Annotated in this window: 33 protein-coding genes and 1 tRNA gene; 12 read left to right on the top strand and 22 right to left on the bottom strand. The window is 48.2% G+C overall.

Annotated elements, in window-relative coordinates:
- Positions 1 to 37: 37 nt before the first annotated feature.
- From pknB to RQN30_RS07435, 10 genes are all read right to left on the bottom strand, one after another.
- Positions 38 to 2044: a Stk1 family PASTA domain-containing Ser/Thr kinase gene (gene pknB, locus RQN30_RS07480; protein WP_353059937.1), complete on the bottom strand. Its 2007-nt coding sequence runs from the start codon at positions 2042 to 2044 to the stop codon at positions 38 to 40.
- A 150-nt stretch (positions 2045 to 2194) separates the two neighbouring features.
- Entirely contained in the window at positions 2195 to 3136 is a 942-nt protein-coding gene (locus tag RQN30_RS07475; RefSeq protein ID WP_353061807.1) for a penicillin-binding transpeptidase domain-containing protein, read from the bottom strand.
- Positions 3137 to 3224: 88 nt separating this feature from the next.
- Complete coding sequence (locus tag RQN30_RS07470; protein ID WP_353059936.1) at positions 3225 to 3635, bottom strand: hypothetical protein; 411 nt, start codon at positions 3633 to 3635, stop codon at positions 3225 to 3227.
- Positions 3632 to 4351 (bottom strand): FtsW/RodA/SpoVE family cell cycle protein, encoded by a 720-nt coding sequence (locus tag RQN30_RS07465; protein ID WP_353059935.1) that lies wholly within the window; start codon positions 4349 to 4351, stop codon positions 3632 to 3634. Before RQN30_RS07465 ends, RQN30_RS07470 begins: the two co-directional genes overlap by 4 nt.
- A gap of 2 nt (positions 4352 to 4353) precedes the next feature.
- Positions 4354 to 4488, bottom strand: coding sequence for a hypothetical protein (locus tag RQN30_RS07460; protein ID WP_353059934.1), 135 nt, complete (start codon positions 4486 to 4488; stop codon positions 4354 to 4356).
- Positions 4449 to 5225, bottom strand: coding sequence for an FtsW/RodA/SpoVE family cell cycle protein (locus RQN30_RS07455; protein ID WP_353059933.1), 777 nt, complete (start codon positions 5223 to 5225; stop codon positions 4449 to 4451). Before RQN30_RS07455 ends, RQN30_RS07460 begins: the two co-directional genes overlap by 40 nt.
- Positions 5222 to 6616: a PP2C family protein-serine/threonine phosphatase gene (locus tag RQN30_RS07450; protein ID WP_353059932.1), complete on the bottom strand. Its 1395-nt coding sequence runs from the start codon at positions 6614 to 6616 to the stop codon at positions 5222 to 5224. The genes RQN30_RS07455 and RQN30_RS07450 overlap by 4 nt, the downstream gene beginning before the upstream one ends.
- Positions 6564 to 6848: an FHA domain-containing protein gene (locus RQN30_RS07445; RefSeq protein WP_353061806.1), complete on the bottom strand. Its 285-nt coding sequence runs from the start codon at positions 6846 to 6848 to the stop codon at positions 6564 to 6566. The genes RQN30_RS07450 and RQN30_RS07445 overlap by 53 nt, the downstream gene beginning before the upstream one ends.
- Positions 6849 to 6922: 74 nt before the next feature.
- Positions 6923 to 7123 (bottom strand): hypothetical protein, encoded by a 201-nt coding sequence (locus RQN30_RS07440; protein ID WP_353059931.1) that lies wholly within the window; start codon positions 7121 to 7123, stop codon positions 6923 to 6925.
- Positions 7120 to 7818: an FHA domain-containing protein gene (locus RQN30_RS07435; RefSeq protein ID WP_353059930.1), complete on the bottom strand. Its 699-nt coding sequence runs from the start codon at positions 7816 to 7818 to the stop codon at positions 7120 to 7122. The genes RQN30_RS07440 and RQN30_RS07435 overlap by 4 nt, the downstream gene beginning before the upstream one ends.
- Positions 7819 to 8190: 372 nt before the next feature.
- Between RQN30_RS07435 and RQN30_RS07430 the strand changes: the two genes are divergently transcribed.
- Positions 8191 to 8271 (top strand) — tRNA-Leu (locus RQN30_RS07430).
- 106 nt (positions 8272 to 8377) lie between these two features.
- Here the strand turns inward: RQN30_RS07430 and RQN30_RS07425 are convergent.
- Complete coding sequence (locus RQN30_RS07425) at positions 8378 to 8698, bottom strand: FGGY-family carbohydrate kinase (protein WP_353059929.1); 321 nt, start codon at positions 8696 to 8698, stop codon at positions 8378 to 8380.
- Positions 8695 to 9981: a xylulokinase gene (locus tag RQN30_RS07420; RefSeq protein WP_353059928.1), complete on the bottom strand. Its 1287-nt coding sequence runs from the start codon at positions 9979 to 9981 to the stop codon at positions 8695 to 8697. Before RQN30_RS07420 ends, RQN30_RS07425 begins: the two co-directional genes overlap by 4 nt.
- 356 nt (positions 9982 to 10337) lie before the next feature.
- Between RQN30_RS07420 and RQN30_RS07415 the strand changes: the two genes are divergently transcribed.
- From RQN30_RS07415 to nadE, 5 genes are all read left to right on the top strand, one after another.
- On the top strand, positions 10338 to 10484 hold the full coding sequence (locus RQN30_RS07415) for a hypothetical protein (RefSeq protein ID WP_353059927.1): 147 nt from the start codon (positions 10338 to 10340) through the stop codon (positions 10482 to 10484).
- Positions 10481 to 11686 carry an aspartate aminotransferase family protein gene (locus RQN30_RS07410; protein WP_353059926.1) on the top strand — a complete coding sequence of 402 codons (1206 nt, stop codon included), beginning with the start codon at positions 10481 to 10483 and terminating at the stop codon, positions 11684 to 11686. Before RQN30_RS07415 ends, RQN30_RS07410 begins: the two co-directional genes overlap by 4 nt.
- A complete protein-coding gene (locus tag RQN30_RS07405) occupies positions 11653 to 11796 on the top strand; it encodes a hypothetical protein (protein ID WP_353059925.1) in 144 nt (47 codons plus the stop codon). Before RQN30_RS07410 ends, RQN30_RS07405 begins: the two co-directional genes overlap by 34 nt.
- 411 nt (positions 11797 to 12207) lie before the next feature.
- The gene (locus RQN30_RS07400; RefSeq protein WP_353059924.1) at positions 12208 to 13167 is read left to right on the top strand and encodes a class II aldolase/adducin family protein; all 960 of its coding nucleotides are present in this window, start codon (positions 12208 to 12210) and stop codon (positions 13165 to 13167) included.
- A gap of 152 nt (positions 13168 to 13319) precedes the next feature.
- The gene (gene nadE / locus RQN30_RS07395; protein ID WP_353059923.1) at positions 13320 to 14135 is read left to right on the top strand and encodes an NAD(+) synthase; all 816 of its coding nucleotides are present in this window, start codon (positions 13320 to 13322) and stop codon (positions 14133 to 14135) included.
- 427 nt (positions 14136 to 14562) lie between these two features.
- Here the strand turns inward: nadE and RQN30_RS07390 are convergent, their stop codons facing one another.
- The 9 genes from RQN30_RS07390 to RQN30_RS07350 all read right to left on the bottom strand — a co-directional run bounded on the left by RQN30_RS07390 (position 14563) and on the right by RQN30_RS07350 (position 21995).
- Positions 14563 to 15561, bottom strand: a complete 999-nt coding sequence (locus RQN30_RS07390) for a DUF808 domain-containing protein (protein WP_353059922.1) — start codon at positions 15559 to 15561, stop codon at positions 14563 to 14565.
- A 376-nt stretch (positions 15562 to 15937) separates the two neighbouring features.
- Complete coding sequence (locus tag RQN30_RS07385; RefSeq protein WP_353059921.1) at positions 15938 to 16048, bottom strand: methionine/alanine import family NSS transporter small subunit; 111 nt, start codon at positions 16046 to 16048, stop codon at positions 15938 to 15940.
- Complete coding sequence (locus RQN30_RS07380) at positions 16045 to 17706, bottom strand: sodium-dependent transporter (RefSeq protein ID WP_353059920.1); 1662 nt, start codon at positions 17704 to 17706, stop codon at positions 16045 to 16047. The genes RQN30_RS07385 and RQN30_RS07380 overlap by 4 nt, the downstream gene beginning before the upstream one ends.
- Positions 17707 to 17917: 211 nt before the next feature.
- Positions 17918 to 18211, bottom strand: a complete 294-nt coding sequence (locus RQN30_RS07375) for a hypothetical protein (RefSeq protein ID WP_353059919.1) — start codon at positions 18209 to 18211, stop codon at positions 17918 to 17920.
- 157 nt (positions 18212 to 18368) lie between these two features.
- Positions 18369 to 18857 carry a trimeric intracellular cation channel family protein gene (locus tag RQN30_RS07370; protein WP_353059918.1) on the bottom strand — a complete coding sequence of 163 codons (489 nt, stop codon included), beginning with the start codon at positions 18855 to 18857 and terminating at the stop codon, positions 18369 to 18371.
- Between the two features lie 11 nt (positions 18858 to 18868).
- Positions 18869 to 19147: a trimeric intracellular cation channel family protein gene (locus tag RQN30_RS07365; RefSeq protein WP_353059917.1), complete on the bottom strand. Its 279-nt coding sequence runs from the start codon at positions 19145 to 19147 to the stop codon at positions 18869 to 18871.
- A 264-nt stretch (positions 19148 to 19411) separates the two neighbouring features.
- Positions 19412 to 19666, bottom strand: a complete 255-nt coding sequence (locus tag RQN30_RS07360; RefSeq protein WP_353059916.1) for a macro domain-containing protein — start codon at positions 19664 to 19666, stop codon at positions 19412 to 19414.
- Positions 19636 to 20313 carry a macro domain-containing protein gene (locus tag RQN30_RS07355; protein ID WP_353059915.1) on the bottom strand — a complete coding sequence of 226 codons (678 nt, stop codon included), beginning with the start codon at positions 20311 to 20313 and terminating at the stop codon, positions 19636 to 19638. Before RQN30_RS07355 ends, RQN30_RS07360 begins: the two co-directional genes overlap by 31 nt.
- A gap of 332 nt (positions 20314 to 20645) precedes the next feature.
- Positions 20646 to 21995 (bottom strand): MFS transporter, encoded by a 1350-nt coding sequence (locus RQN30_RS07350; protein ID WP_353059914.1) that lies wholly within the window; start codon positions 21993 to 21995, stop codon positions 20646 to 20648.
- A gap of 140 nt (positions 21996 to 22135) precedes the next feature.
- Between RQN30_RS07350 and RQN30_RS07345 the strand changes: the two genes are divergently transcribed.
- The 5 genes from RQN30_RS07345 to RQN30_RS07325 all read left to right on the top strand — a co-directional run bounded on the left by RQN30_RS07345 (position 22136) and on the right by RQN30_RS07325 (position 25214).
- Positions 22136 to 22279, top strand: coding sequence for a hypothetical protein (locus RQN30_RS07345; protein ID WP_353059913.1), 144 nt, complete (start codon positions 22136 to 22138; stop codon positions 22277 to 22279).
- Positions 22280 to 22413: 134 nt separating this feature from the next.
- Entirely contained in the window at positions 22414 to 23472 is a 1059-nt protein-coding gene (locus tag RQN30_RS07340) for an MvdC/MvdD family ATP grasp protein (RefSeq protein ID WP_309956268.1), read from the top strand.
- The gene (locus RQN30_RS07335) at positions 23453 to 24169 is read left to right on the top strand and encodes a hypothetical protein (RefSeq protein ID WP_353059912.1); all 717 of its coding nucleotides are present in this window, start codon (positions 23453 to 23455) and stop codon (positions 24167 to 24169) included. The genes RQN30_RS07340 and RQN30_RS07335 overlap by 20 nt, the downstream gene beginning before the upstream one ends.
- A complete protein-coding gene (locus tag RQN30_RS07330; RefSeq protein WP_353059911.1) occupies positions 24148 to 24543 on the top strand; it encodes a SagB/ThcOx family dehydrogenase in 396 nt (131 codons plus the stop codon). The genes RQN30_RS07335 and RQN30_RS07330 overlap by 22 nt, the downstream gene beginning before the upstream one ends.
- Positions 24544 to 24740: 197 nt before the next feature.
- Positions 24741 to 25214 carry a ribonuclease H family protein gene (locus RQN30_RS07325; RefSeq protein WP_309956264.1) on the top strand — a complete coding sequence of 158 codons (474 nt, stop codon included), beginning with the start codon at positions 24741 to 24743 and terminating at the stop codon, positions 25212 to 25214.
- Positions 25215 to 25380: 166 nt separating this feature from the next.
- Here RQN30_RS07325 and RQN30_RS07320 read toward each other — a convergent pair whose 3' ends face one another.
- On the bottom strand, positions 25381 to 26016 hold the full coding sequence (locus tag RQN30_RS07320) for a DsbA family oxidoreductase (RefSeq protein ID WP_353059910.1): 636 nt from the start codon (positions 26014 to 26016) through the stop codon (positions 25381 to 25383).
- 237 nt (positions 26017 to 26253) lie between these two features.
- Here RQN30_RS07320 and RQN30_RS07315 point away from each other — a divergent pair, with 237 nt between their 5' ends.
- Positions 26254 to 26655, top strand: a complete 402-nt coding sequence (locus RQN30_RS07315; protein ID WP_353059909.1) for a hypothetical protein — start codon at positions 26254 to 26256, stop codon at positions 26653 to 26655.
- Positions 26656 to 26878 lie beyond the last annotated feature (223 nt).

The following is a 26878-nucleotide window of genomic DNA, read 5'->3' as shown; positions in this document are numbered from 1 at the left end:
CTACTCGTCGTGATTCATTTACAATCAATCGCAGCTTTCATCCGGTAAATGTTCCCGCTGCGTTTCGTGAGATTACATTACGATAAATTAATTTAACCGGAAAAGGAATATGATTACGGATTACTTCCCCGTTCCCGTTACGTGTTCCATTGCGCGGGTTAGCGGTTCCGTCGTTATTTCCAGAACCGGAATTTTCAGTACCTGAATTTTCGCCCCCAGGCTGATTCGGATTCGAACCTTGATTCGTTTCCGGAGGTGCAGGTTTTTCAGCCGGACCGTCGGAAATAACCAGTTTGATTCGGGTATTGTATGCAACCTTACCGGCAAGCGGTTCTTGCCGAAGTACTGTCCCTTTCGGTGAATCGTTGGCTTCGCGCGTTGAATCAAAGTTAAGCTTCAGCTTATTCAGCTCATTCTGGGCGTTATCCAAAGTGTTCCCAACCAGATTCGGCAGCGTGACTTGACCGGTGGCAACGATTAGCTTCACAGTTGATCCGCGGGTTACCTGCGATCCTGCCGCAGGTTCCATCCCGACGACAATACCTTCTGCAGATCCCGGATTATCCTGGCGTTCAACTGTGCTCACATCAAGCTTGAGCGCTTTTAATTGCCGTACCGCAGCTTCTTCAGTAATCCCGCCGGTAGTTAAATCCGGGATTGCAACTTCACCGGCGCCGGCTGAGAAATGAACCGTTACTTCCGAACCTCGATTCACTTCCGAACCAACTTTCGGATCAGAGGAAACAAACAAACCAATCGGAATCTTTGGATCTTCTACCGGATCCCCCTGAACAAACACCAAACCTGCATCTTCAAGTAATTGCCGTGCGCGGACTTGATCGCTGTCAGAAAGGTTCGGTACAGCTACAGTAGCCTGTTCAGATTCTCCCCTATTCCCGAAAGTGAACCATAAAGTAGTGGTAACTGCAGCAAGAACAAGCAAAACAAGCAGCGTCCACAGCCCGGCACGTGATTTCTTCTCTTGCACCGGTTCGAGTGAAGAATCAGTAGTACCGCCAATAGTTCCGGTATCGCTAATCTTCCCGCCGGCGATAATTGATGTGGCTGGCGGCGCGGCAATAGCTGTTGCCGGAGAAATTTGGGTAACCATATCAGACGGGCGCGGGGGATTCGGGCGCGGAACAACCCGAGTTTGCCATGCGTTAATACTCGGAGCATCAATATCTTCACCGCGGGAGACGGAAAGTAAATCAGACCTCATCTCAGCGGCACTCTGATAACGATCTTCCCGGCGCTTCGCCAAAGATTTCATTACAACCCGATCAAGCGCATTCGGAATATCCGGAGCAATAGCTGAAGCCGGTTTCGGTGCTTCAGAGACATGCTGGTATGCTACAGACACTGCAGAATCGCCCTGGAACGGCGGACGGCCGGTAAGAAGTTCATAAAGCAGACATCCAGTGGAATAAAGATCAGAACGGGCATCAACTACTTCCCCGCGAGCCTGCTCTGGTGAAAGATATTGCGCTGTACCGACCACCGAATTAGTGGATGTCATTGTGGCAGCAGAATCGGCGACGGCACGGGCAATACCGAAGTCCATTACTTTCACTTTCCCGTCTTTTGTAAGCATAATATTGCCCGGCTTAATATCACGGTGCACAATCCCCTCTTGATGGGAATATTCGAGTGCTGAGAGCACACCGACGATAATCTGCACAGCTTCCTGAATTGGAAGCGCTTCACCGTTATTTAAAAACTTTGAAACCGTTCTCCCGCGCACATATTCCATCACAATATACGGTAATGAAACGTTCTTTCCCAGATGATTTTTTACAACCTCTTCGCCGGTATCATATACGGCAACAATTGAAGGGTGGTTCAAAGCGGCAGCTGACTGCGCTTCCCGCCGGAAACGGGCAAGAAAAGTCGGATCTGAAGCCAAATCAGAGCGCAGCACTTTTATCGCGACAGTTCGCGAAAGGCGAGTATCGTAACCAAGATGTACTTGCGCCATGCCGCCGCGGCCGATTAAATCACCGACCTCATAGCGCGATCCTAATAACTTTGGGATATCCGTCATTAATAAACACTCCTTATGGCATCTGCAGCCACTATCCTTTTCAATCCTGCCAAATTAGGCGTGATATTTACAGTTTTTTCAGGTTGCGATTTAATTACAATGCGCTGAAAGTATTATTTGGGTTATGTAATCAGCGATAAATAGCTGCAATTATGAATCACCGCCATTCACTACTGCGTTAATTACCGAGTTTACAATCGGGGCAGCTGCACGATAGCCGTATCCGCCGTTTTCGACGAATGCTGCAACAGCTACTTTCGGATTTTCGCTTGAATCAAATCCGATAAACCAGGCATGCGGTGTGACGCCGTCAGCGATTTCGGCAGTTCCGGTTTTGCCGGCAACCTCTATTCCCGGCACAGCTTTATTAATTTTGTCGTATCTCGTAACATCAAGCATCATCGAATGCAGCGCTGCTGCAGTCTGTTCCGACATCGGCCGGGAAAATTCTTTCGGTGCGGTTTGCTGCACTACTTCAAGGTCGGCAGTGAGCACCTGATCAACGAGATAAGGCTGCATTAATATTCCTTTATTAGCGACGGCAGCGGCAACCATTGCCATCTGCAATGGGCTAACCCGAACATCACGCTGTCCAAAAGAATCCATTGCGAGTGCTGCTTTGTCATCAGTCTTTGGAAAAACCGACGGACGTACTCCAAGCGGAATTTCGAGACTTTGATGGAAACCAAACTTTTCTGCAGCAGCAATCATTTTCTCGGCGCCGAAATTCATGCCGGCAATTGCAAACGGCGTATTGCAGGAAAGCTTCATTGCCGTCCGTAAATCTGTTTTTCCAGAACCGTCGCCGCAGGCCCCGGACGTGTTGGTGATTTCTGCAGTGGTACCAGGCGGACTCCAACGAGTCGGGGCTTCGATTACAGTATCCGGGGTCGCGCCGTTTTCAAGCATTGCCGTCGCGGTAATAATCTTAAACACTGATCCGGGGGCGTAAAGTTCTCCGCCCAATGCCCGATTCAATAGCGGCTTATTTTCGTCGTTACTTATCGTTTCCCAACTTTTCCGAGCCGCAGCTCCATCAAGCGCCGCAATTCCATTCGGATCAAAAGCCGGTGTCGAAACAAGCGCAAGAATCTTGCCGGTGAATGGTTCGATTGCGACAACAGCCCCGCGTTTTCCGTGAAGTCCCGCAAATGCTGCCTTTGCGCGGCCGGATTTATTGTTAATGCAAGCGACCCGCCCTTTGCGGCTTCACCGGTAAAAGTTCCTGGAACCGCTGTGCTGCGAGAGCATCGTCGGATCCGCCAAGAATTGAATTCGCTGCACGTTCAAGACCGGTCATTGAAGCATATGCGACCGAAAAATATCCAGTGACCGCAGAATAAAGCGGGCCGTCAAGATATTTTCGCTGAAATTTATAGGGGCCGGAAGCCGGCTCGGAATTAACAATCTCCTTACCGCCAGCCACGATAGCACCCCGCTGAATTCCAAATTCTTTGTAAAGCGTGCGCACATTGCGATGATCCGCATTAAGCGCAGGTGCGGAAATGAATTGAATATTTGTTAATGCAGCCATCAGTGTCAAAAACATGAGCATGATAATGAGTCCGACACGGCGAAGCGGACGATTCATAACCGGACCACCTCCGTAAGCTGTTCATTGCTCTCTTCCGCGTTTTCTTCCGCAGACCAGTTTCGGTTTTCCTGATTCGTCGGGCTAGATGCCTGCTGCTGCGCATCACCGGCAAAATTATTATTGGATCTATTTAACCCGCGGGAATCATTTTCCAGCAACGGCGCCAAATCGGCAGTAGAAATCGCCGGCAGCGGCTTATTTTCACTATTATCCGGCCGGCGTGCGGCATCGGACATCCGCAGCAGGATTCCAATAATAATCCAGTTTGAAAGCAGGGCAGATCCGCCTAACGCCAGAAACGGCATTGCCAGTCCGGTTAACGGAATTACGCGCGTAATCCCGCCGACAATCAGAAAAATCTGCAGCGCAAGCACCGCCCCGAAACCGCCGGCAAGCAGTTTTCCAAATCCGTCGCGAAGATGAATTCCAGTTTTCAACGCTCGGAAGATAATTATCAGATAGATTGCAAGAATCGCGAAAACACCCATTAACCCGAGTTCTTCAGCGAAAGAAGCGATTATCATATCCGAATTTGCAGCGTAAGCTCTGGTGGGATATCCCTTGCCGATTCCAGTACCGGTAAGCCCGCCGGAAGCCATCCCGAACCAGCCTTGTACAATCTGATAAGACCCGCCTTTCGCATCATACACTTCCTGGTCAAAAGCGTGAAGCCAAACATTAAACCGCGCTTGAATATGCGGCCTGAGCAGCATAATCACCCAAATACCCCGGCAGAGAGAATCCCGCCGATAATAATCCACGAGATTCGTTCCGTCGCAAGATAAAGCATTACCACGAACAAGCCGAAAATTAGCAGCGCGGTGCCGAAATCATTCTCGAATGCGAGCACACCGAGACTGAAAATCCACGCAAGCATAATTGGAGCAAAATGGCGCAGCTGCGGAAGCTGGATTCCGAGCACTTTTTGCCGGCAAGGGCGAGATTATCACGCTGCACCACAAGATAACCGGCAAAGAAAACAACGAGACAAATTTTCCCGATTTCAGCTGGCTGGAAAGAAAATCCAGCGGCATTAATCCAAATCCGTGCTCCCTGGAACTCTCTTCCGATCCCCGGAATCAGCGGCAGCAGCAGCAAAATGATTCCGGCAATCAGTGAAATATAGGTGAATTTCCGCAGTTTGCGGTGATCTCGAATCAGCACGAGCGTAATAAGCATTGCAGTAAATCCGAGCAGTGCAAGCAGCATCTGGCCGCGAATCTCACTGCGGTTCCCGCCGGCAGCAAGCAACGAAAAATCTATCCGATGAATCATCACAAAGCCGATTCCGGTGAGCAAAATTGTGCTCGGATAAATTATTGGATCAGCCCACTTTGCAAGGAACCGAATCGCGAAATGTCCGCCGAAAATAACGACGGCGCAAATGAAACTAATTTTTAAAAAGCCTTGCGGTGCAGTGTATGCCGCCGGATCCGGAGCAAAAGCATAATCAGTGAGAAACCAGGCAAGTTCAAGAATCGCAAAGACCGCTATCAGCAGACCAAACTCTTGCACCCGGCCAGTGCGTGCCGGGCGGGAAGTGCTGCTGCCGACTGTGCGAACTGTGCTAACTGTGCTAATACTCATTCGGCAGCTGCTTTCTTGTGAAGATTAAGATTCTCCACAACTTCACGTGCTTCACTGAGTGAATCGCGAGTGATTGGTGTTTTCAGCCGCGTTTGCACAAAATCAGAAAGATCCGCGATTCGAGTCGCGCTGCGCTCTTTGAGATGGCTGAGTTTAATCGGACCAATCTCCGTCGGCACGCCCTGATATATGCCGATATATCCGTCGCTTGGAGCAACATAGTACTTTGTTTGCGACCAAACATATGCGCTGAAAATTCCGGCAGCAAGCAGCAGGATTACACTGAACGATGCCAGGATTTTCCCGAAACGGCGCCGCTTCTTCGGTACAGGCAGCGCTGCATTATTTTCGTTAATGTCGGTATAAATTGGGATTAATTCGTGAGAATTTTGCCCGGTGAAAAGATTTTTCGAAGCAGAATCGAGCGGTGTTCCGGCTGCTTCCTGAGCAAAATCAATTCCGACACGCAAAGCGGGATCGTCAGGTTCATTTACAAGCGCACTTCCGCCGAGCTGACCGGAGTTTCCGTCGCCGGGAGCGCCGGATTCGGGAAAATCCGGATTCGACGGTGCAAGATGTTCGCGAATTTTGATTTTTCGCACCGCTGCAGCGCCAACCGTTCGCGGTTGGGTAAACTCAGCCGGCGGTGTTGCGCCGTCGGGAACCGAAATAACATCAGCAAGCACTACTGTCACATTGTCTGGAGCTCCGCCGGCTAAGGCGTGACCGATAAGCGCCTGGGCGCAGTCGTCAAGATTTGAAATATTTGAAAGAGTTGCATGAATTAACTGCATCGAAACCGGCCCGTAAAGACCGTCAGAACAAAGCAGCCAGCGATCTCCCGGTACCGCCTCGCGAATCGACTCGTCAATCGCGATTTCCGTTTCTGCCGGATCGTCGCCGAGAGCCCGCATAATCACATTGCGTTTTGGATGTGTTTTCGCTTCTTCTGCCGTAATCTGCCCGCTATCGACCAGATATTGCACCAGGGTATGATCGTGCGTAATCTGGGTGAGTCTCCCGCCGCGCAGAAGATATGCCCGCGAATCCCCGATGTGCGTCATTGCGAGTTTGTTGCCGCTGCGCAGTAAAGCGACGCAGGTTGTGCCCATCCCTGCGAGCTGCGGATTTTCTGTGCTGCGCACTACCAGTTCAGCATGTGCAGCATTTAGGGCATTACGCAGGCGCGGAAGAAGTTCGTCGGGTTTGAAGTTTCCATCCGCAGCTGCAATATGCGCAACCGTAACAGCTGAAGCGAGATCGCCGGCTGCAGCTCCTCCCATCCCGTCAGCCACAGCGAAAAGAGTTTGCGAAGCGTACCCGGAATCTTGGTTGCTTTTACGAACGAGTCCGACATCCGACGCGGCGGAAAATTTTAGCTGAATCTCCATTACTGCAGCTCCAATACTGTTTTGCCGATGGTAATGCGCATGCCGGGGAAAGTATCACCGGTTCGTGAACTTGCTGGTTATTTACCCATGTACCGTTTGTTGAGTTCAAATCTTCAAGAACTACCTGTCCGTTTTGCAGCGAAAAGCGGGCGTGCCGCGCAGAAGCATATCCGTCGTCAAGAACTAATGATGAATCAGGAGAACGGCCGACGCTAACTGGAGCATTTCCAATCCGGAGAGTAGTGCCGGCGAGAGCGCCTTGAATTACATATAGTATTGGTTCGGTGCGTGCTGGTGATTGCGGGTTTACTTCCGCCTGCGCCGAATAATTTCGGCGAATTGGAGTATTCGGCGCGGTTTTTGTCTTTTTCCCTGCTGATAATTTTTTCGTGAAACTAAACGTCCGCCATAGACGTCATTGCGTACAGTAACAAGGACGAACAGAATAAATAACCAGAGCAGAATCAGCAATCCGAACCGGGCGATGGTAACTACTAGTGCGCTCATTCATCCTCCGGAGAGGTCCAAAACATAATTTTTGTTCTGCCGATTGTGATTGTGTTTCCGTCTACGAGTGTTGCAGCGGTAATTCGATGCCCCTCGACGAAGCTGCCGTTGGTGGTATCGAGATCACGTGCAATAACCCCGTTCGGAGTAACACGGATTTCCAGATGTTTGCGTGAAATACCCGGATCATCCAAGGTAATATCACAACTCGAACCGCGGCCGATTGTGGTTACGGAACCGGTGAGAAGATAACGGTCTGTGCCGATTTCGATAATTGGGTTTTGCACAGAAGGATTGGAGTAAGTAGCTGGAGCGACGGAACCGCGTTTCGAAATTGCCGCCACGGAAAGCTTTCCTTTTGGCAGTGAATCGCGCTGTTCAAAGCGAATATTTATTGGACCGAGAAAAGTATAGCGTTGCTCACGTGCGTAATCTTTTGCGACTGCGGTGAGTTCAATGATTAATTCGTTTTCTCCCCACTCGGAAACTTTTTCTAAATCCGCCGGTGAAAGCGCAATTGTGAAGTCGTTTGGCACTACGGTTCGGTCGCGGGTGATTGAAGCTGCACGGTCATCCATTGACTTTTTAATTCCGGTTGCAAGTTCCACAGGCTGAAGATTAGCGGAAAAAGCGCGTGAAAATATGTTGTTTACTGCGTTTTCCACGCCTCGTTCAAACTTATCAAATGCGCTCATACACTTCGCTCCTTACTTCTTTCCGCAGTTTTCGGTTTGCTTTCGGCATAACAGCGAAACATGACCGAATATTGCAGATTTCAAAAATCAATGTTTCCCAAACTGCTTTGCACCGACTTTTGCTTAATGTTCTGATATTCTAGGATATTACTTTATTGGCATCTCTTAAAGATAGTTTAACTTTTTTAAATTAGGGTTTTCTTGGGGTATGCGCGGTTTGCCCAAGGGCTAAAATTAAGAATTTTCCTGCGGTCTTATTTTCCGTTTTGCGAATAGCGGACTTTGCATGTATCCTTTCTTTAGCTATCTGAATTGAATTTTATCTTTTGCAGTTGGCTTATCGGTAACTGTTTTGCTGTTACTGATAGTTTTGCTCGAGTGGCGGAATGGCAGACGCGCACGGTTCAGGTCCGTGTGCCCGCAAGGGCGTGGGGTTCAACTCCCCCTCGAGCACCGTTCGAAATATTTCAAAATATTCACCATTCAAACCAATGTGCGCCGGTTATCGCTGCAGTTAATTGCTGCCCTGCGTTTCCGCACCGGCACTGCCGTCGGCATTTTAATTTCCGTTCAGGAGCGCAAATGTCCGCTGATTATTCTGATAAAGCTGTTTGAAAGCGCGAAAACTTCGGTCGTAAATTTGCTTGTTTCCCGGATTCGGTTCATAAGTATGAGCTGCCTGCACCAGCCGTGCGCCGTCCGAAACACTTTTGAATTCACCAAGTCCGCACGCAGTTATGATTGCTGCGCCGACAGACCCAATATTTTGCGGGTCAAGAACAGTCTCAACCCGTCTTCCCAGCACGTCAGCCAAAATCTGGCAGGTGCTCGGAGCGAGCGCACCTCCGCCCACGAAACGCACAGTTTGTGAAGTTTTCACTTTTTCTCCTCCGTTTCCAGGAACCAGCGCAGGTGAAAACACACTCCCTCAATAACTGCGCGAATCAGCTCCGATTTGCCGGTATCGATCCCGATATTGAAAAACATTCCGCGGGCTTTCGGGTCTTCGAACGGGCAGCGGTTCCCATGCAGCCACGGGGTGAAAAGCACATTTCCGCTGCCGGGCGCGACGGTATCGACTATGCGGCTCATATATCCATACAGGTCGCGGTATAAAGGTTCCGGATCTTCGCTGCTGCGCGATGCTCCAATTTCGTCGAGATAAATATTAATTTCATCCAAGGCAAGATGGTCACGAACCCATTGGAAGCATTTGCCCGCCGTTTCCAGCTCGGCAAAATAGTTATAGTACCCCTGCCGCGCACCAACAACACTGGCAATCATCGCATTCAGGTCTACTTTTTGTTTGTTCGTAACAGTTCCAACCCAGCCGGAAGTGCCCCAATAAATGTGCGTATCTGCAAGGTTCACGGCGCCGGCACCGACAGGAATCAGTGAAGCATCCCCGCCTCCGGCAACTACTTTTACACCCGGATTCAGTCCGAGTTCGGCCGCCTGCTTCGCACGCAGCACGCCAACCACCGCAGTACACGGCACAATTGGCGGTAAATGCGCAATATTTACGCCGAAAAGCTTGCACACACGCTGCGACCAGCGCATTGGTTTTGCGCGAATATTAAGCAAAAGCGTGGCGAATGCTGAGTCTTCAGACAGAATAAACTCGCCGGTCATTCTGCCGATCAAATATTCTTTCACATCAAGCCAGCGGTAGACTTTCGCAAATATTTCCGGCTCATTATCGCGGACCCAATGATATTTCCAGATTGGATCTTTTACGGAAGCAGCGACGGCTCCCGTCTGCCGCAGACTGACAAGCACTTTCCGCAGATTCATTCCGGATACTTTGATTCCGTGTTCAAGCCCGTTACGGCGCTGTTCTTGCGCCCGCTGATCCAAATAACTCATTGCCGGGCGCAGTGCGTTTCCTTCCCGATCTACCAGCACGACGGATTGCATTTGCGAACAGAAGCTAATGCCTGCTATTTGCGCAAGTTCTGCTGCGTGGGTTTCCCGCAGGGCACGAGTGGAACCGCAAAGGGCAGTCCACCATTCTTCCGGATCTTGCTCAACGCCGCCGTCGGGGAAGATAGTTAAACCATATTCACGGAGGGTGCTTGCAATCGGGGTGAGCCTGCCGGCGGATAAGGAATAGAGGCACGTCTTCACACCGGATGTGCCGATATCGTAGGAGAGGAGATACATTTTCGCTCCTTTGCGGAAATGGCGGCAAAAGGCGGGAACGCGATTGGCTGCCGATTGGAAATAATTGCTGAAATTATGGGAAGAAGTGAAACTGCGGGGAGTCAAGTAAGGACGGGATGGAAGTTCTGCGGGACGGAAGTTCTGCGGGACGGGAAACATTAATCAGACTTATTTTAATGAGATTTAGTGTAGTCCGGATAGCTGTGTAATTCCTTTCGAAAGGCAGTAAATCGTATTTGTTTATTTATTCGTTTTTGCAGTGAGTTTTTATGCGGATTATCTGAAGTGTTTCCAAAGGAACATGCTAGAATTAGCAGTACTTCCGGAATATATTTTGACTCGCAGAGGAGCGGGAAATGTCGCTGAATCAGCCTGACGTCCAGAGTATTATTTCGGCTCTTGACGCACTAATCGAGAAGCCGATTTATTCCATACAGCCGTCGGCATTAAAACAGTACGAAACAGAATATTTTGAAAAAGATGCCGAAAATCGAAAGAAATGATTGAGCGCGCCAAGGAAGTAATTCCGGGCGGGGTACAGCATAACCTCGCTTTTAACTATCCGTTCCCGCTTGCCTTTTCCGCAGCGAACGGAATAAAACTGCGCGATATCGACGGCAATGAATATTTTGACTTTCTCCAAGCCGGCGGGCCGACGGTGCTTGGTTCAAATCCTGAATCCGTGCGGGAAAAAGTGATTGCGTTAATCAGCGATTGCGGCCCTTCAACTGGGCTTTTTCACGAATATGAAGCAAAACTTGCACGTTTGATTTCAGAACTTATTCCAACAGTAGACAAGTTTCGAATGCTCGGTTCCGGTACCGAAGCGTGCATGGCGGCAGTGCGGATTGCACGGCTTGCAACAGGACACAAACACGTATTAAAAATGGGCGGAGCATACCACGGCTGGTCGGATTCACTCGGTTATGGAATCCGGATTCCTGGTTCAAAATTCACGCAAGCGCACGGAGTGCCGCGAGCCTATTTCCGTTACACCGACGAATTTTTCCCCGGATCGCTGGAAAGTCTTGAACGGAAGCTGAAATTAAAGCAGCTTCACGGCGGTACGGCGGCGATTATGATTGAGCCAATCGGTCCGGAATCCGGTACCCGCCCAGTTGATAAGGAATTTTTAGCAGGTACGGCGCAGCTTGCGCGCCGTTATGGCGCATTGCTGATTTTCGACGAAGTGGTAACGGCTTTCCGGATTTCAGAGCACGGTGCACAAGGATATTTCGGAATATCTCCAGATCTCACTGTTTTTGGCAAAGTTATTGCCGGCGGCTATCCGGGGGCTGGAGGTATTGGAGGTAAAGACGAATATATGAAGTACCTCGGTGCAGGTCTCGACGGGTCGCAGAAAGTAAAGAAAGCTTTTGTGGGCGGGACGCTTGCAGCAACCCCGATTTCGGCACTTGCCGGATATTATACGATTAAAGAGATTGCGCAAACAGACGCCTGCCGAAAAGCCGGCGAGATGGGTGATCGGATTACCGTCGGTTTACGCGAATTGATTCGGAAATATCATCTTCCTTTCGTCGCTTTCAATCAAGAATCTGTCTGCCATCTTGAAACAGTTGGAACAATGCACTTTGCAATCGACTGGAAGAAACCATGGAAAATTCCAGAGATTCTTCGGGAAACCAGTGTGCGGAAAAAGAAATGGAACACATGGGGGCGGCTTATATGGCAGAAGGTCTCGTAACTCTTGCCGGATCACGGCTTTATACTTCGGCTGCTTACACGGAAGCTGATATTGATGAAGCATTAAAGCGTTTTGACCGCGTATTTAGCCATGTCCAAAAAGTTAGTTAACTGTATCGGGCTGAGGTGAGTGATGGCAGACGAAGGTAATAGTTAATCGGCGGTATGCGGCAGTTAATAGCGGCAGTTAATAGCGGGAAGTTTTCAGTAATCGCTTTTCATATTTCAGGATTGCTTCCTTATGCTGTATTCGCATTCTGCATTCCGTATTCCGGATTTCGTATGCGCATTCCGCATTTCGGATTGGCTTTTGAGCTGATTACGAACCGGAATTTACGCAATTCCAGATGGCGGTGCTGAGGTTTGAAATTTTACGGTTATAAAATTGGTTTATAACAAGTTTTGTGAGAAATAAATCGGGTTGAGCTAGTTCCGGAAGAAAATTGGAAAAATGGGAGAAAACCGGATCGAAAATATGACTCAGGGAGACGACTCAGAAAAATAAAAGGAAAGGGAAGAATGATGAGCGGAGAGATGCAGGAAAAGATTATCGCGGCCGGACAAGAACTTTTGCGGGCCGGATTAGTGGCGCGAACTTGGGGGAATCTTTCTGCGCGCATTGATTCTGCGCACTTTTACTGCACTCCTTCAGGGCGGAACTATGCGGATTTACAGCTTGCAGAAATTGTGCGGTGCGGTATCGACGGTACTTTCGCCGGAGATGTGAAACCTACTACCGAACGCTCACTTCATGCGATGATTTATCGTGAACGGCCGGACGCACAATTCATTATTCACACACATCAGCCGTATGCTTCAGCAATGTCGCTGGGAAATGTGCCGTATCCGGTTCCGGATAATCTTCGGGAAATGATCGGATCGGAAGTGCTGCCAATTGCGAACTATGGGTTACCTGGTCAGAAAAAGTTACATCGGGCAATTATGATGGAGCTGCGTGAAAGCCGATCACGGGCAATTTTAATGCGTTCACACGGTTTGCTGATTTTCGGAAAGAGTGCTGCGGAAACAATTGAAATGGCGCTCGCAGTTGAAGCATTCTGCCGTGAAGAATACGCCCGCCGTGCTTCGTTCGTTCCGGACGAGACGGAAAGACCGTCGGTTTGGAATCGCGGTGACGGGAACTTTCCGGCAGAAGTAGCTGCAATTTTTCAGAAACGGGAAAACATCAACGTTATTTTTTCCGATCATCATGCGGCAGTACTTTCACATTCGCCGAAGCTCGTACCTTATCTTGACGATTTTGCGCAATTGATTGGAATCCGAATGACGGATACCCCGTATGCGAATGCAATGTTCGGCCGGCAGGAGAAAAACAGTGAAAATCGCGGTGCAGTTTACTATTTCGGTAAGGATTTCGCAGATGCCGAAGCTGCCCGAATGGTGGTGCAGAAGAATGCGCTCGCCGCAACAATGGCGCGAGTTTTGCTGCGCCGGCGCTCGGCGTGTTTGACCGAATGCTGATGAACGCGGTCTATCGGCTTTCCTATGCAAAACGGAAATGATTTTGAGTTGCTTTAACTGATTTCGAAAGGGAATTTGCTCCGGTATTTCCCTCTCCGTTTTCCTGCTGCCCTTTCACCTTCCTGCGGCATCGCAATGTTAGAATGTAAACCATGTTGCAATCTGAAATTATCGCTGAACTTGGTGTGAAGCCTGCAGTTAATTATGAGGCAGAGCTGGAAAAACGGGTCGGTTTTTTAGCAGAGTATTTGAAAAGCACGCATACGAAAGGGTTTGTGCTTGGTATTTCCGGCGGGGTCGATTCCACGCTTGGCGGGCGTTTAGCGCAGCTGGCTGCTGAGCGTGTCCGTGATACCGGCGGCAGTGCTGAGTTTGTGGCGGTCCGGTTGCCGTATCATGTGCAGCAAGATGAAGCGGATGCGCAGGCAGCACTCGATTTTATTCAGCCCGATCGGCTGATCACTTTTAATATCGGCAAGGCGGCAGATGTGCTTGATCTGGAATATGCCGCTGCCGTCGGCGAAAGAATCTCTGATTTTAATAAGGGGAATATTAAGGCGCGTTTGCGGATGACTGCGCAATATGCAATCGCCGGGGATCTTGGAATGCTTGTGATCGGTACAGACCATGCCGCGGAAGCAGTTACCGGTTTTTACACAAAATTTGGCGACGGCGGTGCAGATGTAACTCCGCTTGCAGGATTGAATAAACGCCAAGTTCGCGGTTTTGTGGCGTTTCTCGGCGGTGCTCCCGAGATTTCCGGGAAAGTGCCGACGGCGGATTTACTTGACGCAAATCCGGGGCGTGCTGACGAAGATGAGTTGGGTTTACGTTACGACGATATTGACGACTATCTTGAAGGGAAAAGCATATCAGCTGAAGCGGCAGCAAAAATCGAGCAGTATTTTCTGCGCTCGCGGCATAAGCGTACTATTCCGGTAACTCCTGCTGATACCTGGTGGAAGTGAGGGATCGCGGGAAGCGGTTTTGGCTTAATAAATATTTGAACTGGTGATGTGTGTTCGTGCGGTTACGTAACTGGCGGAAGGGGTGGCGAAGGATCGGCTTTGACGGCGTTTCGCTTTTTGTTTGTGTTGGTGCAATGAAGCCGGTGGTTATTTGGGTGGAAAGCGGTGTTTTTGCATAGATCAAGCTTGACCGCTGTGCAAAAACACCGCTTGGAACCGGCCAAATCGGCCCCAACTAAATTCGACTCTAACTAAATTGGAACCGGCTAATTAGACCCAAGTAAAAAGGCTTTCCGCATTTTCGGACTGCAGGCCTGTATCCGTCGGCGCTAAGATAGACACGAGCTTACGTAACTGGCGGCAAAATGCCGCGGATCGCGTTCACGGATGGCATTCACGGAAAGTGCCCGCAAACATCAGATTCCGCTCAGTGCGTCTTTTTCTGAAGATTGTGGTACGTAATCATTGGGATAGCGAAAAGCGAACCCCAAATAAATCCGCAAAACATTGAACCGATTGTGTCTGCCAGCCAGCTGAGGAAACCGCCAATGCCGGGAACAGCGGCAGGTATCTGTGCGAGATGATGAATTAAATCGAGAATCGGTGAAAAACCGAGATCGGCAAAGCCTTGCACGACCAGATGCCCGCCAACCCACATCATTGCAAGCGTACCGACCACGGAGATTACCGTCATCACTATCGGCATCGACTTCACAAGACCTAACCCAAAGTTGTGTTTGAAATTTTTCTCGCCGGCGGAATTTTTCATCATGTGAATACCGAGGTCGTCCATCTTCACCAGCAGCGCCACTGTCCCGTAGACGAGAGCTGTGATTAGCAGTGCAGTCGCAATTAGTGCGCCAAGCAGCAAAGCAAATGTCTGGTCTTTAATCTCATTCAAGGAAATAACCATAATTTCGGCAGAAAGGATGAAATCGGTGCGGATTGCGCCTGCTGCAAGCCGGTCTTCCGCAGCTGCTGCAGCTGATTTATTTCGTGCTCCGGGTTTGTTTAATTTTTCAACCTGGTTTGAATCTTGATCGACGGCAGGTTCGGCGTCTGCCTGATGGTATCCGCAGAGCCATTCGATTACTTTTTCTGCACCTTCGAAGCAAAGATATGTCCCGCCGAGCATTAACAGCGGGGTGAGCAGCCAGGCAGCCCAGTGGTTGATTACCAAAATTGCGGCGATAATCACCAGTTTATTCAGCAGTGATCCTTTTGCAATTCGCCAAATTATCGGAAGTTCACGAGATGGGTTAAGGCCGCGTACGTATTGCGGGGTGACGGCAGTATCGTCTACTACCACACCTATGGCTTTGGCGGAAGCTTTCGAAGCGGCGCCGGCAATATCGTCTAAGCTGGCTGCTGCCGTTTTTGCGATTGCTGCGATGTCGTCGAGAAGTGCGGCTAAACCTAATGCCATTGCGGAAGCTCCTTAATTCGCGTGAGTGTAATTGCTGATTGCGTCCAGGAGACGCTGTGCACTATGCGCTGTACGCTCTGTGATTATTCTACATTGGGCGGACTGTAAAATTGTTTTGCAGATTTGTTTGGCGGTGTTTCGGTGTTTCGGTGCTGTGTTGCGGTGTGGCATTGCTGTGTTGTGCTGCTGTGGTGTTGCGGTCTTGCGGTGCCGCAATGCTGCAGCGTTGGCGGCATTGGAGATAGCGGAGATAAAAGTGCGGCTTCGCCGGAGTGAATCAGGCAAAGCCGCACGGTGCTTAATTTTCAGGCTGGTTCGGGAGTTGAACTTTTCCAAATTCGGGGTTTGAACTTTTCCGAATTTTAGTTCGCCCTAGCTAGTCTTTGTACTCTTTCGTATGTTTCATCAGATGTACGACGGAAGCAACTAATCCGCCCCACACGGTTACTAAAGAAACTGTGAGCATAATAATTGCTGAGCTGTTCATGCGAGTTCCTCTCCGGCAAGCGCGCGGGCGCGGGCTGCCTTGTGTGCTTCGAGTGATTTGCGTGCCCTCAACGCGGCTTCGCGTTCTTCTGGGATTGTAGCTTTGGAATCGTGGAAGTCAACCGCCTCATATTTATCTACCGGAGTTTTCCAGCGTGCTACGGCAAAAGCAAAAGACATATATGCTACGAGTGCAATCATTAACCAGCCAAACTGGTAAATGAATTCGACGGGATAACCGCCGTATCCGTCTTTTAATAACGAGTAGATGGTAAGCACAAAACTTATGCCAAGCACGATTGGGGAAATTACTGCCACCAGCAGATACCACCATTTGCCGAGATGTAATGATGAATAATGATTTAGGTGATTTCGCAGTGCCGGAAGTTTCTTTGCCTGATATGCGACGATTGCAATCATCAACAGTGCTGAAGAAACAATCCCGATCTCGTTAATGTACTTGTCTACTACGTCGAGTGCGTTCAAACCGTTCGTCGTTGAGAAAAAGAGGATTGAACCGGCGCCGGCGAGACCAACTGACACAAACGATGAAACCCGGCGGGTTAACCCGAACTTGTCTTGGAAAGCTGCTGCTGTGACTTGGACAAGGGAAAGCAATGAGGTGAATCCGGCGATTGTGAGTGAGGCAAAGAAGATTACCCCGAAAATCGGACCGCCCGGCATGAGTGAAATAGTTTGCGGGAAAGTGACGAAAGAGAGAATCGGACCGGTGATGCCTTCAATTTCGTTGACTCCCACTCCGCGCTGCGCTGCCATATAGCCCAGAGTCGCAAATACGCCGATACCGGCAAGAATCTCGAAAGATGAATTTGCAAAACCGGTTACGAGCGCGGTGGAAGTAATGTCGGACTTTTTCTTCAGATAGCTGGAGTAGGTAATCATAATCCCGAATGCTACTGAGAGGGAAAAGAAAATCTGTGAGTATGCGGCAATCCAAACTGCGGGATTGGCCAGTGCAGCCCAGTTCGGCGTGAAAAGTGCGGAAAGTCCGGCAGCGGCGCCGTCGAGGAACAATGCGCGAATCACGAGTGCCAAGAAAATTACGACGAGCAGCGGGACGAAGATTTTGTTTAACGATTCCAGACCGCGGGTCACGCCGAGTGCAATTACGATGGCAATACCGGTCCAAACGGCGACGAGCGGCCAGAAAACGCCTGGCACTATTGCGGCGTTGAATCCGGGATCAGATACGTGCAGGAAATCTCCGGTGAAAAATGCCATCGTATCTTTACCCCAGGAAAGATTCGCGGAGAAGAAAGTGTAGCGCACTGCCCATGCGAGAATTACGGCATAGTAAGACATGATTACCAGGCAGATGAGTACGTGGAACCAGCCGAGTGCTTCAAACTTGTGGCTGATTCGCCGGAAAACCGCGGGCGGTGAACCGCGGAAGCGGTGCCCGAGCGAGTAGTCGAGGAGCAGAATCGGAATACCTGCGGTTAGCAGTGCGACGAGATATGGGATTAGGAAAGCGCCGCCGCCGTTTGTGTATGCGACGCCGGGGAAACGCCAAATATTGCCGAGTCCGATTGCGGATCCGACGGCAGCCATAATGAAGCCGAATTGGCCGGACCACTGCTCGCGTCCGGCTGAGGCTGGTTTATGCTGCGCTTTTGGCTGTGATGATTTCGTAGCCATAGTGCCCTACCTTTGAAATTCGTTCAGAAAACTCACTCTTAGTGAGACTTAATTTTGGTGTGTTGAGTTCTAATCTATTTCGATAGGGTAAATTTAGGTGTTATTTGCACCCAAAGTTCAATCTGTCCATATTTTGGATAATAAGTTCATAGAGTGGGAGGAAAAGAGCTGCGCAGCTGCGAATCGATGCGATGACCGAAACAGCATTCACTCAATTCAGGAATAAAAGACCCCAAGTAATAAAAGCGGCGGCAGAGATAACTCCGGCGATACTAGTTGCGATAAGGGTTTGCTTTATCTTCTCGGGATTTTTCTTTCCGGAATACCATACAGTTAAAAGTACGGCAGCAATATCGGTGAAAGCAACTGTGAAGATATACCAATCTATAACGGATTCTCCTTGTGAAGCTTTCACAAGAAACACGATAAGGAAACCTAAGGCAGTGCCCGTGAAAGACATTCCCGCCGTCAGTATTCCGTGTTGAATCTTCTTTTCAGTCAGCACAATATCCCTCCCCGATAGTTGGGATTAAACCAGTGATAATGGCAAAACTAAATCATTCCGGCGTAATTTACAAACTAGTGTATTGCGGTTAGAGGGGAGAAATGCAAAATTCCGGAAAAGCGATTTTGGAACGGAAAAGCGATTTCAGAAAAGTATGCTAGTCAGAATTTTGCTCATCAAGCTGGCGTTTAATCTTGCGTAAATTCCGTCTTCCGGCTTTCGCATTCTCCGGCACGCCCGAATGCGGAGAACTGCCCTTAATCCCGCCGGCAGTACCGGAACTTCCTGCAGAATTATTTCTCCGGCGTAAACGAACTTTGGTGATATCGTATGCCGTCGGCAGCATCCATTTATATTTCCGCGCCAGCATCCCGAATATGGCGACGGAGACGATTGAAAGCGCCATCCCGAGCGTATATTGACCATTCTTTTGGAAAAACACCATCTGCGCCGAAGCAAAGACGGAAAAGGTTGCGTACAGCGGAGCGCCGCCAAATATCGTCGGAACCTTATTGAGGGTGATATCGCGAATCATCCCGCCGCCGATTGCTGTAACTACGCCTAAGAAAATTGCGGGAATCACTCCCAGACCGGCAGAAAGTCCTTTCGACGCGCCGGTCGCTGACCAGCAGCCGAGACAGAGCAAATCACCGGCGATTAATACCCGCTGCCAGTGCGTTGAATTGAATGGGACAAAAACGCGATAATTGCTGATGCGCCGACTCCGCCGAGATACCAGGGGTCGGTAAGGGCGACGGGGAAACCGATTCCAAGCATCACGTCACGCAAAATACCGCCGCCAAGCGCTGCCATCGCAGCGAGAATCAGAAAACCGATTATGTCAAATCCGTACTTTCGGGCAAGAATCGCGCCGAGGAAACCGTTCGCAATCACGCCGGTAACATCAACAATACGAAATAGTGTTTCTGGATCCACAGGTGTAAACCGATACTTTTTATAAATAAATATGCAGAAATTGTGCAGACATTCATGCGTTTATTTTGCTGAAAATTAACACAAAAATATCTTTCGTGATTAGTTTGCTTGCAAATCAACGCAGCGGAGTGAAAAGATTGAAAACCAATAATCAATCCGCTGCCAGAATTTTATCTGATTTACCCGAAATATCGGAACTAATCCTGAAGCGCTGAGTTAATCTTGAATTTCTAAATTTCCTCTTAACCAGTGAATTAAGGCGAATTAATCGGAAACCCACGTGGATAAGGCATGCAAATACACTTCGGCATCCACATCGGATTGTACTGAAAACACAATCAGCTCAAGTACATCGGGATGGATTCGCCACCATTCTTCAACTGTGTCAAGCGCAATCTTGCAGGCGACCTCTTTCGGGAAGCCATTCATCCCAGTTCCGATAGCTGGGAAAGCAATCGACTTAATATCGCCCTTTTCGAGTGCGAGATTTAAAGAGTTCCGGTAGCAGGAGGCAAGCATTTCCTTATGCTCTTCGGTAAACTCCCCTGGAAGCGCGGCATATGGGTGTGGATGATGTATTTTGCCGGCAGCCGATAGCCGCGAGTAATCTTGGCAGCCCCCGGCGCTTCCGGTGCGCCTTGTAATTCAATGATTTTCGCGGCATCATTCTTCAGCCATGGACCAGCTTGCGAGTGGATTGCAGAATCGAGACAGCCGTGCAGCGGGATTGGGCATCCGGAAAGATCGTCGAGCGCAGTATTTACGACGGCGTCGGCAACTACTTCCAAAATGTCGCCGCGGTAAAGCACGACATCATCGACATTTACAAAATCGCAATCGGGAAGTTGGTCCGAAACGCGGCGTAAATTTAACACTTCCACCCGTCCGCGTTTGCCGATTTGCCGGTAGAGCAGGGTGTTAATTGCGCGCGAAGTAATTGGGTCAATTGGTCCGGCTTTCCGTGCGGCAAGCTCGGCGTGAAGCCAGCGCAGCAAGCCGTCATCGGTAGAAAGATGAGCCATTGATGATGCGCCGGTATAATGCTTATCTTTCAATCCGGAGAGTGCCGTCATTAAAAGATCATAATTCGAGCGGCGATCATTCATCGGTGCGGGAAATTCTTCGTCTAACCGAATCGCATCGCGATAATCAGCGAGCTTGAGCATTTTCAGCCTTTCATTAAGCGGGATTTGCGGGCTTCCAGGAGAATGGCTGCGATCCGCGATGCGGTGAGCTGGAATCAGTTATTTGCACGACGTTTCGCAGTTGTTGTTGTTGTCTCCCTATAGCCTATCGCGCAAACCGGAGCCGGCGAAAGGTGAGAACCGCAGCTTTGAGGAGTTCCACTTTCTGATACAAATATTAGATTTTCAAATATATTTTACGTCCCGGTGTTTTATATCAGGGGTGTGCGGTAAATATTCCAAAAGAAAGGTTCTAGCGGATGTTTGGCGGCGCAGAAAGTTTTTCTGTGCACTCCTTCAGCTGCTGGTGTTTCTCATTTGCTGCTTGGGTTATTTGGGTTATTTGGGTTATTTGGGCTATCCGCAGCAGTTTCGGTGCTATTGACTGGGGTCCAGGTGCTTGAATTACCAAGGCTGCGGATTGCTTTGCTGCTTGCGAGAATTAACAGTGCGATGAGATTGATTATCGCACCGAGAGCAAATCCATAAGCGGCAAGCCCGTGATTTACGAGATTTCCGGCAATGAACGGAACGAAAGCTGTTAATCCGAATTCCATGATATTGCTTGCTGAACCGACTCGGGCTTGGAAATCGCTGGGGGTAGCAGAAAAACAATATCCGCCGAGCAGGGCGCCGATGAATGGGACAATCGCACCGTAGAGACTTAAAATGAGCAGGAGCTGAAAGTATTGGTTCCAGAAAATTGTGGCTGCAGCGATTAATGCCATTCCAAGAAGCAAAATGATTAAGCCTTTTCCGGCAGGAATCCGCGCGGAAAATTTTGCAGAGAGCGCTGCTCCGCCCATCATAATCAATGCAAATAAGGTACTTAAAAGTGATATTTCCAGTGGCGTATGCCCGCGGGTAATCAGCGCATAATCTGCGGTGAAAATAATCATCATCATTCCGCTGCCGATAAAAATGTTTGCAATCAGCAGCGGGCGAATCCGGGAATGAGTGAAAATAAATTTAAACCCGGTTTTCAGGTCGGCAAAGAAGTTTCGGATAATACTTTCTTTTTCCGCAGTATGATCTTTATTTTTCTGTGATCCGGCGATTTGCTGCGCCGATTCTTGCAGATCGGATTTAGGGCGTAAATCTGCACGGATTAGTTTTGCGCAAATTCCAAGAATTGCAAGGCAGAGGGAAGAGAAGAAAAATGGAATCGCGTGCCCAAGATGATAGAGGAAGGCTCCAATTGGTCCTCCGGTAAGCTGAATTGCGGCAGCGCGTCCTTGATTGATACTGCGGACAGCGATGAACTCTTCGTTGCTTTGAATAATTGAACGTAGTGCGGCGTTATCGGCTTCGCCAAATAAGCCGTCGGTGATACTGGTGAGCAGCACGATTGCGAGAATCGCCCAGACGGGAATAATTCCGATCAGGATTAGCGTCCCAAGTAATGCCCATAAGATTGCGCCGCTGAAACTGCGCAGGTACATGCCGATCCGCCGGTCGATCCGGTCAATTAGTACACCGCCAAAAAGAATTACTGCGAGTGTGGCTATTTTCCCTGCTGTTTGGATATTTCCGGAGATCGCGGCAGAACCAGTAAAGGAAATAATGATGAATGGGAGCGCTAAATCTTGAGCTGAGCGCCCAAACATATCTGCGGTGGTGGCGCCAAGCCAAAGCCCGTAGTCACGCTTATTTGAGATTTTCATATCTATATATCTACTTCTAAAAATTTATTTTTATTTGTGTATCTCGAAATTTGAACACATGTTTTATTCAAGGCTGCTTTTGATATGTTTGACTTACGGTGCAGAGTTGATTATAAACGAAATTTTAAAGGAGGTGAAATATGTCTTCGATGGTAGAACTAGCCAATCAAATTAGCGAGCTAGTGGAATCTCAAACAACAGTTACTGCAGATGAACGTATTAGTAATTTTGTCGACGACTACTGTTTTATGGATTCCGCTTGGATTATCAAGAAAGATAACTAATTTATTTTTATGGGCTGTATCAAAAGTTTCGATTAGAATTTTCCAAATCTAATATATCGTTTTAGATTATCCGGGAATGTTCTGTTCGAATTTTTTGGTACAGCCTTTTTTATCTCTAACTTTTGAGGTGTTAAGTGGAACCGATTCTTTTTAGAACTTCTCCCTATGTTTATTCAAGAAAAACAAAAGATGTAGATTTTCAATCAAAAATGTTTAATCTTGGTGTCGCGCCTGACGTTAAAAATGTGGTGAATTGCATTATTGTCGCGACGAGTAGTGATGATAGTGAAATAAGTCATTTATCGTTGTATTTAGCAAAATACGGAATAAGGATGCTTCGTTTTGATTCTGATATTACCGACAATAAAATATCGACAATTCTGAACGGAATTATTTATACAAAGCAGGGTGAAAAGCTTAGACCATTATTATTTTGGAGGCGACATTTTACATGCGTCGATTATTTATCTTCGTCTGGAATGGTGAAAGATAGGGATGTTTATATTGGCTCACAGAGTGATGCGTTAATGGAGTATATATCAGAAGTTTCTTCTATTAGTATTAATGCGAAATCTGTTTGTAGAAGTAGAATGCGGCAGGTTGAAATTGCTTCTTGCGTCGGTATGTGTACAGTGCAATCTGTAGTTGTGACTAACCTTTTAGAAGCTATAAATATTTTTGGTGATGGGATTAAGAAATATATTGTCAAACCGATTGGATCTCATTGGATTCATTGGCCACCTTGTTCGCTCAAGGGAATTTTTCCGAAAATAGTTTTGCGTGATGAGATCATTAACGCGGAAGAAGAGCCAGTACCTGTTATGGTTCAGCCGTTTATAGAACATGCTTATGAAATACGAGTTTATTTAATTGGGACTGACATTATTGGATATTCAGTGACTGGTAAGAGTAATGCCGATTCTTTATGGGATTGTGGTGAAAATCTGAAAATAGCGCCGATAGATGTGGGAATTGAACTCCGAAAACTAATATATGACTTCCAGAGGAAGGCATCAATTGAATTTGGTGCCTTTGATTTTCTTGTCACAGAGGAAGGTGACCATATATTTCTAGAAGTAAATTTATTAGGAGATTGGAAATATTTTGAAAAATCAGCTAATGATCATCGAGTTACATGTGCGGTAACTAAATATATTTTAGAAAGGTTTAGAAGTGAAGATAGCTGCATCTAAGTTCGGGGTGTTGATGGTAAGGGACGGATTGCTTATATGGGATGATGTGCTTAATCATAAACAGATTCCAATCAATAATTCCGATCTTCCTTTGCTTGGAATTTTTAAACGTGTACGTGAAGTGAATGATGAACTGTTAATTGAATTAGCTAGACATGATATTGGTATGTACAGAGTTCAGCAGTTTTTACAATTGCAGATTTTACTTGATATTACTAGTGAAAGATACAGTCGCGAATTGGATTACTTAACTACTTGGTCAGGTTGGGGTAGTCTTGCAAGATTGTTTAATTTTTCCACACGGACGAATCGTGAAACACGTGTTCTTACGGTAGAAGAAGATAGAAAGCGCTTAGCAGAGAAAATTGAAATACTTCCTCCGCCGGAAAGGTTTTGGTCGCTAGAATCAATAGAAGATAGTGTCGCTAAAGTAGTTTCTCTACCGCGAGTAGAGACAATTAATGAAGTTTCTTTTATTGAAATATTAGAGTCGCGTCGTAGTATAAGAAGTTTTTCAGTAAATGCGGTTTCTCTTAAGATATTCAGTGAATTTCTTAAATACTGTGCTGGCGTTTCAGAGTCACGAATACGGACAGAGGATGATATTTTTCGGGAAATTATTTTAGAGCAGCGGCATCCGGTGGTGGGCGTGCTTCAACAGAACTTTATGTTTATGTGCGTAATGTGGATGGTTTGATGCCAGGTAGTTATCGTTATTTGCCTGAAAGTAATGCTCTGGAGTGGTGTTCTTCGAGCGTTTCAGATGATTTTCTACTTGAAGCTGTCTCTGGTCAAAAATGGATGTTAAACGCTGCATTTATTATTTTTCTTACTGGAAATGTTGCTGCCCTTAAATGGAAATATCAAACTGCCCGTTCTTATCGTTGCTTATTCCTTGATGCTGGTCACATGGCGCAGGTTATACAAATGTGTGCAGCGGCTTTAAATTTGGGAAGTTGTTTTTCCCTTATGCAGCGTGATGAAATGTGGGAGGAAATGATGGGTGTTGATCCTGCACTGGAAGTGGCGATGGGAATAATCCCTTGTGGTTTTCCAGAATTTAATGATTAATGATTCCAAAAGCAGTATGTAGCCATTCTGTATAGATAATTTGTTTGAGTATCGCTGCTGCCGCTTGGCTTCCGCCCGAGCTGCGAATAAAAGTCAATCATACTGATAGTTGCCTTGGCGTGGTTATATGCCAGAATAGAAAGCGGTAAACAGGCAGAGATAAGTTCAGAAATACAGGAATCATGAGGGAGTATCAGATGGAAACGAGCGGGCCAGTTGGCGTAATTAAGCCAGGGTTTGATTTTATTGTGGCTACAGACGGTTCGTGTTCGGGTAATCCTGGGCCTGGCGGGTGGGCGTTCGTGGAGCAAAAGACTGGTTATCATGAAAGCGGCGGTGCGCATCAGACCACGAATAATATTATGGAGCTTACCGCAATGATTAAAGCACTCGAATATGTGGGCGCACAAGGATCGCTGCTAATTCGTGCAGACTCTTCATATGTCATTAACTCAATGACGAAGTGGGCGCCCGGTTGGCGCAAGCGCGGCTGGCGTAAATCTGACGGTAAACCAGTGCTGAACCGCGAGCTTATCGAACGGCTGTTAAATCTTTATGAAAGCCGGATTGGGCGGACGGAAGTTGAGTGGGTGCGCGGCCATAACGGTGATGTGGCGAACGAGTTTGTAGATCGGTTGGCTGTAGCGCAAACTGCCGCACATCAGCAGTAGCGGGCTATATATCAGCGGCGGACGTTCGCTACTAGACAGTTTTCCCTGACTTCCGCTGTTTTCCGGCATTTCAAGCAGTATATTCAGGCGGGCTTGAAAGCGGTAAAATTTTGCTAAATGGCGGAAGTCGGGGTGTTTGCTGCCGTTAATCTATCACTTTTGAAACTTAGAGCTGCGGTTCTGCACGCATTTGCGTAAGTGCCTGTTTGATTCCGTCGGCGAAAATTTCAGCTGGTTGGCAGCCGGAAACACCGAGTTTTCCGCCAATCACGTAAAACGGTACACCAGTGATGTTAATCCGCGCAGCATCACGGATATCGGCACGGACCGAATCGGCGTGCTCGCCAGATTCAAGTTCAGCTTCGGTGCGCTCGCGATCCATCCCCAATTCTTCCGCAATATCGATTAGCGTATCTGAGTCTGCGATATTTGCGCCCTCAGAAAAGTAGGCTTTCCAAAGGCGTTCAAACATTTCCCCGCCTTTTACAGCCGCTTCTTCCGAATTTTGCCCAGTAGCTTTCGCCGCATAAATCAGCTGATGTGCGAGGAAAGTGTTCACCGGCTGTACTGCATTCCAGTCATAGGAAATTCCATACTCCGCACCCAACTCAGTGATTTTTGCAAAGCTTGCAGATACTTCCGTCAATGGAATTGCATGAGAATTCGCCAAATGCTTTGCCAAAGTCTCGTTCGTGCTCGCAGGAGCATCGGCGCGCAACTGATAAGAGTGATATTCAACAGCCACTTTTGCGCCCGAAAGTGCAATTCCTTTTCTAGACGGCGTTTCCCAAGCCAACACCACGGGCAGGCGACGTCAGCCCATGCGTGCACCACAATTTCGTGTTCCATGCATTCCACCTTAACTAAGAATGCGCTAAATTCCCACTGATGCCTATTTTGCAGCATACCGCGGCAATATAAAACATACAGCGGCAATGCAAAAACCAGTGTGATATGAAACAAGCCAGTGCAATTTGTCCAAACCGCCGGAGATTAGAGTACGGTTCTTATCCGCAGCGCAAGCCAAGTTAACCCCGCTGTGCTTTATTTCCGCGCTTTCTTTCCTGATTTCACTTTTTCCGCCGCTTCCGGAGCGATTAATTTCAGTGCAGGCGTGGTAACAGGTTCGCTGACGATGTTAATCGTGATGATTGTGCTGGGCGGACTTTTAGTTGTGCTCATCGTGCTGGCAATCATTTTCCGGAAGAAGATGCTCCTGATTTTCCAAAAAATAGGAAAGAATGCAAAGAAAATGACGGCAAGAGCGGAAACCGAAACGGTACCGGCTGCGGGGAATGTGCGCGAGCCGGCTGCTGCAGCTGGTGATCCGCGAACGAACCCAAATACGGCGCAGATGCAAGCTCAGATTCAAGACACGCCGCTGCCGAACAGTGTTTCGGCTGCGGAAACCGTCGAGTTTGCTGAAAGCCAGCTGATGTAAGCAGTGATCGATAAACATATTGCGCGGCGGCGGAGTAATGCAGCTGTGCAGCTGCCCCGCCGTCATTCCCTTTTTCCTATTCCTTTTTATTGGCGTTTATTGGCGTTCATTAGTGTTTATTGGCGGCAAATTTCGGGCTTATCAGCTGCGGGAAGATTGAGATTGCAGCTTTCCCATATTGCCGCACGAAAACAAAATTTATGCAGCTGTTTTCAGCCGTTAA

It is taken from the genome of Arcanobacterium hippocoleae (assembly GCF_040360365.1).
GTDB lineage: Bacteria > Actinomycetota > Actinomycetes > Actinomycetales > Actinomycetaceae > Arcanobacterium_A > Arcanobacterium_A hippocoleae_A.
The sequence above is the reverse complement of the archived record's forward strand: the minus strand, read 5'-3'. Positions and strand labels throughout refer to the sequence as shown.

Excerpts from the sequence above, each read along its gene's own strand:
- pknB (WP_353059937.1), bottom strand. The coding sequence starts at position 2,044 with ATGACGGATATCCCAAAGTTATTAGGATCGCGCTATGAGGTCGGTGAT.
- RQN30_RS07470 (WP_353059936.1), bottom strand. The coding sequence starts at position 3,635 with ATGAATCGTCCGCTTCGCCGTGTCGGACTCATTATCATGCTCATGTTT.
- RQN30_RS07465 (WP_353059935.1), bottom strand. The coding sequence starts at position 4,351 with ATGCTGCTCAGGCCGCATATTCAAGCGCGGTTTAATGTTTGGCTTCAC.
- RQN30_RS07455 (WP_353059933.1), bottom strand. The coding sequence starts at position 5,225 with ATGAGTATTAGCACAGTTAGCACAGTTCGCACAGTCGGCAGCAGCACT.
- RQN30_RS07450 (WP_353059932.1), bottom strand. The coding sequence starts at position 6,616 with ATGGAGATTCAGCTAAAATTTTCCGCCGCGTCGGATGTCGGACTCGTT.
- RQN30_RS07440 (WP_353059931.1), bottom strand. The coding sequence starts at position 7,123 with ATGAGCGCACTAGTAGTTACCATCGCCCGGTTCGGATTGCTGATTCTG.
- RQN30_RS07435 (WP_353059930.1), bottom strand. The coding sequence starts at position 7,818 with ATGAGCGCATTTGATAAGTTTGAACGAGGCGTGGAAAACGCAGTAAAC.
- RQN30_RS07420 (WP_353059928.1), bottom strand. The coding sequence starts at position 9,981 with ATGTATCTCCTCTCCTACGATATCGGCACATCCGGTGTGAAGACGTGC.
- RQN30_RS07415 (WP_353059927.1), top strand. The coding sequence starts at position 10,338 with ATGTCGCTGAATCAGCCTGACGTCCAGAGTATTATTTCGGCTCTTGAC.
- RQN30_RS07410 (WP_353059926.1), top strand. The coding sequence starts at position 10,481 with ATGATTGAGCGCGCCAAGGAAGTAATTCCGGGCGGGGTACAGCATAAC.
- RQN30_RS07405 (WP_353059925.1), top strand. The coding sequence starts at position 11,653 with ATGGGGGCGGCTTATATGGCAGAAGGTCTCGTAACTCTTGCCGGATCA.
- RQN30_RS07400 (WP_353059924.1), top strand. The coding sequence starts at position 12,208 with ATGAGCGGAGAGATGCAGGAAAAGATTATCGCGGCCGGACAAGAACTT.
- nadE (WP_353059923.1), top strand. The coding sequence starts at position 13,320 with ATGTTGCAATCTGAAATTATCGCTGAACTTGGTGTGAAGCCTGCAGTT.
- RQN30_RS07390 (WP_353059922.1), bottom strand. The coding sequence starts at position 15,561 with ATGGCATTAGGTTTAGCCGCACTTCTCGACGACATCGCAGCAATCGCA.
- RQN30_RS07385 (WP_353059921.1), bottom strand. The coding sequence starts at position 16,048 with ATGAACAGCTCAGCAATTATTATGCTCACAGTTTCTTTAGTAACCGTG.
- RQN30_RS07380 (WP_353059920.1), bottom strand. The coding sequence starts at position 17,706 with ATGGCTACGAAATCATCACAGCCAAAAGCGCAGCATAAACCAGCCTCA.
- RQN30_RS07360 (WP_353059916.1), bottom strand. The coding sequence starts at position 19,666 with ATGCTTGCCTCCTGCTACCGGAACTCTTTAAATCTCGCACTCGAAAAG.
- RQN30_RS07355 (WP_353059915.1), bottom strand. The coding sequence starts at position 20,313 with ATGCTCAAGCTCGCTGATTATCGCGATGCGATTCGGTTAGACGAAGAA.
- RQN30_RS07350 (WP_353059914.1), bottom strand. The coding sequence starts at position 21,995 with ATGAAAATCTCAAATAAGCGTGACTACGGGCTTTGGCTTGGCGCCACC.
- RQN30_RS07345 (WP_353059913.1), top strand. The coding sequence starts at position 22,136 with ATGTCTTCGATGGTAGAACTAGCCAATCAAATTAGCGAGCTAGTGGAA.
- RQN30_RS07325 (WP_309956264.1), top strand. The coding sequence starts at position 24,741 with ATGGAAACGAGCGGGCCAGTTGGCGTAATTAAGCCAGGGTTTGATTTT.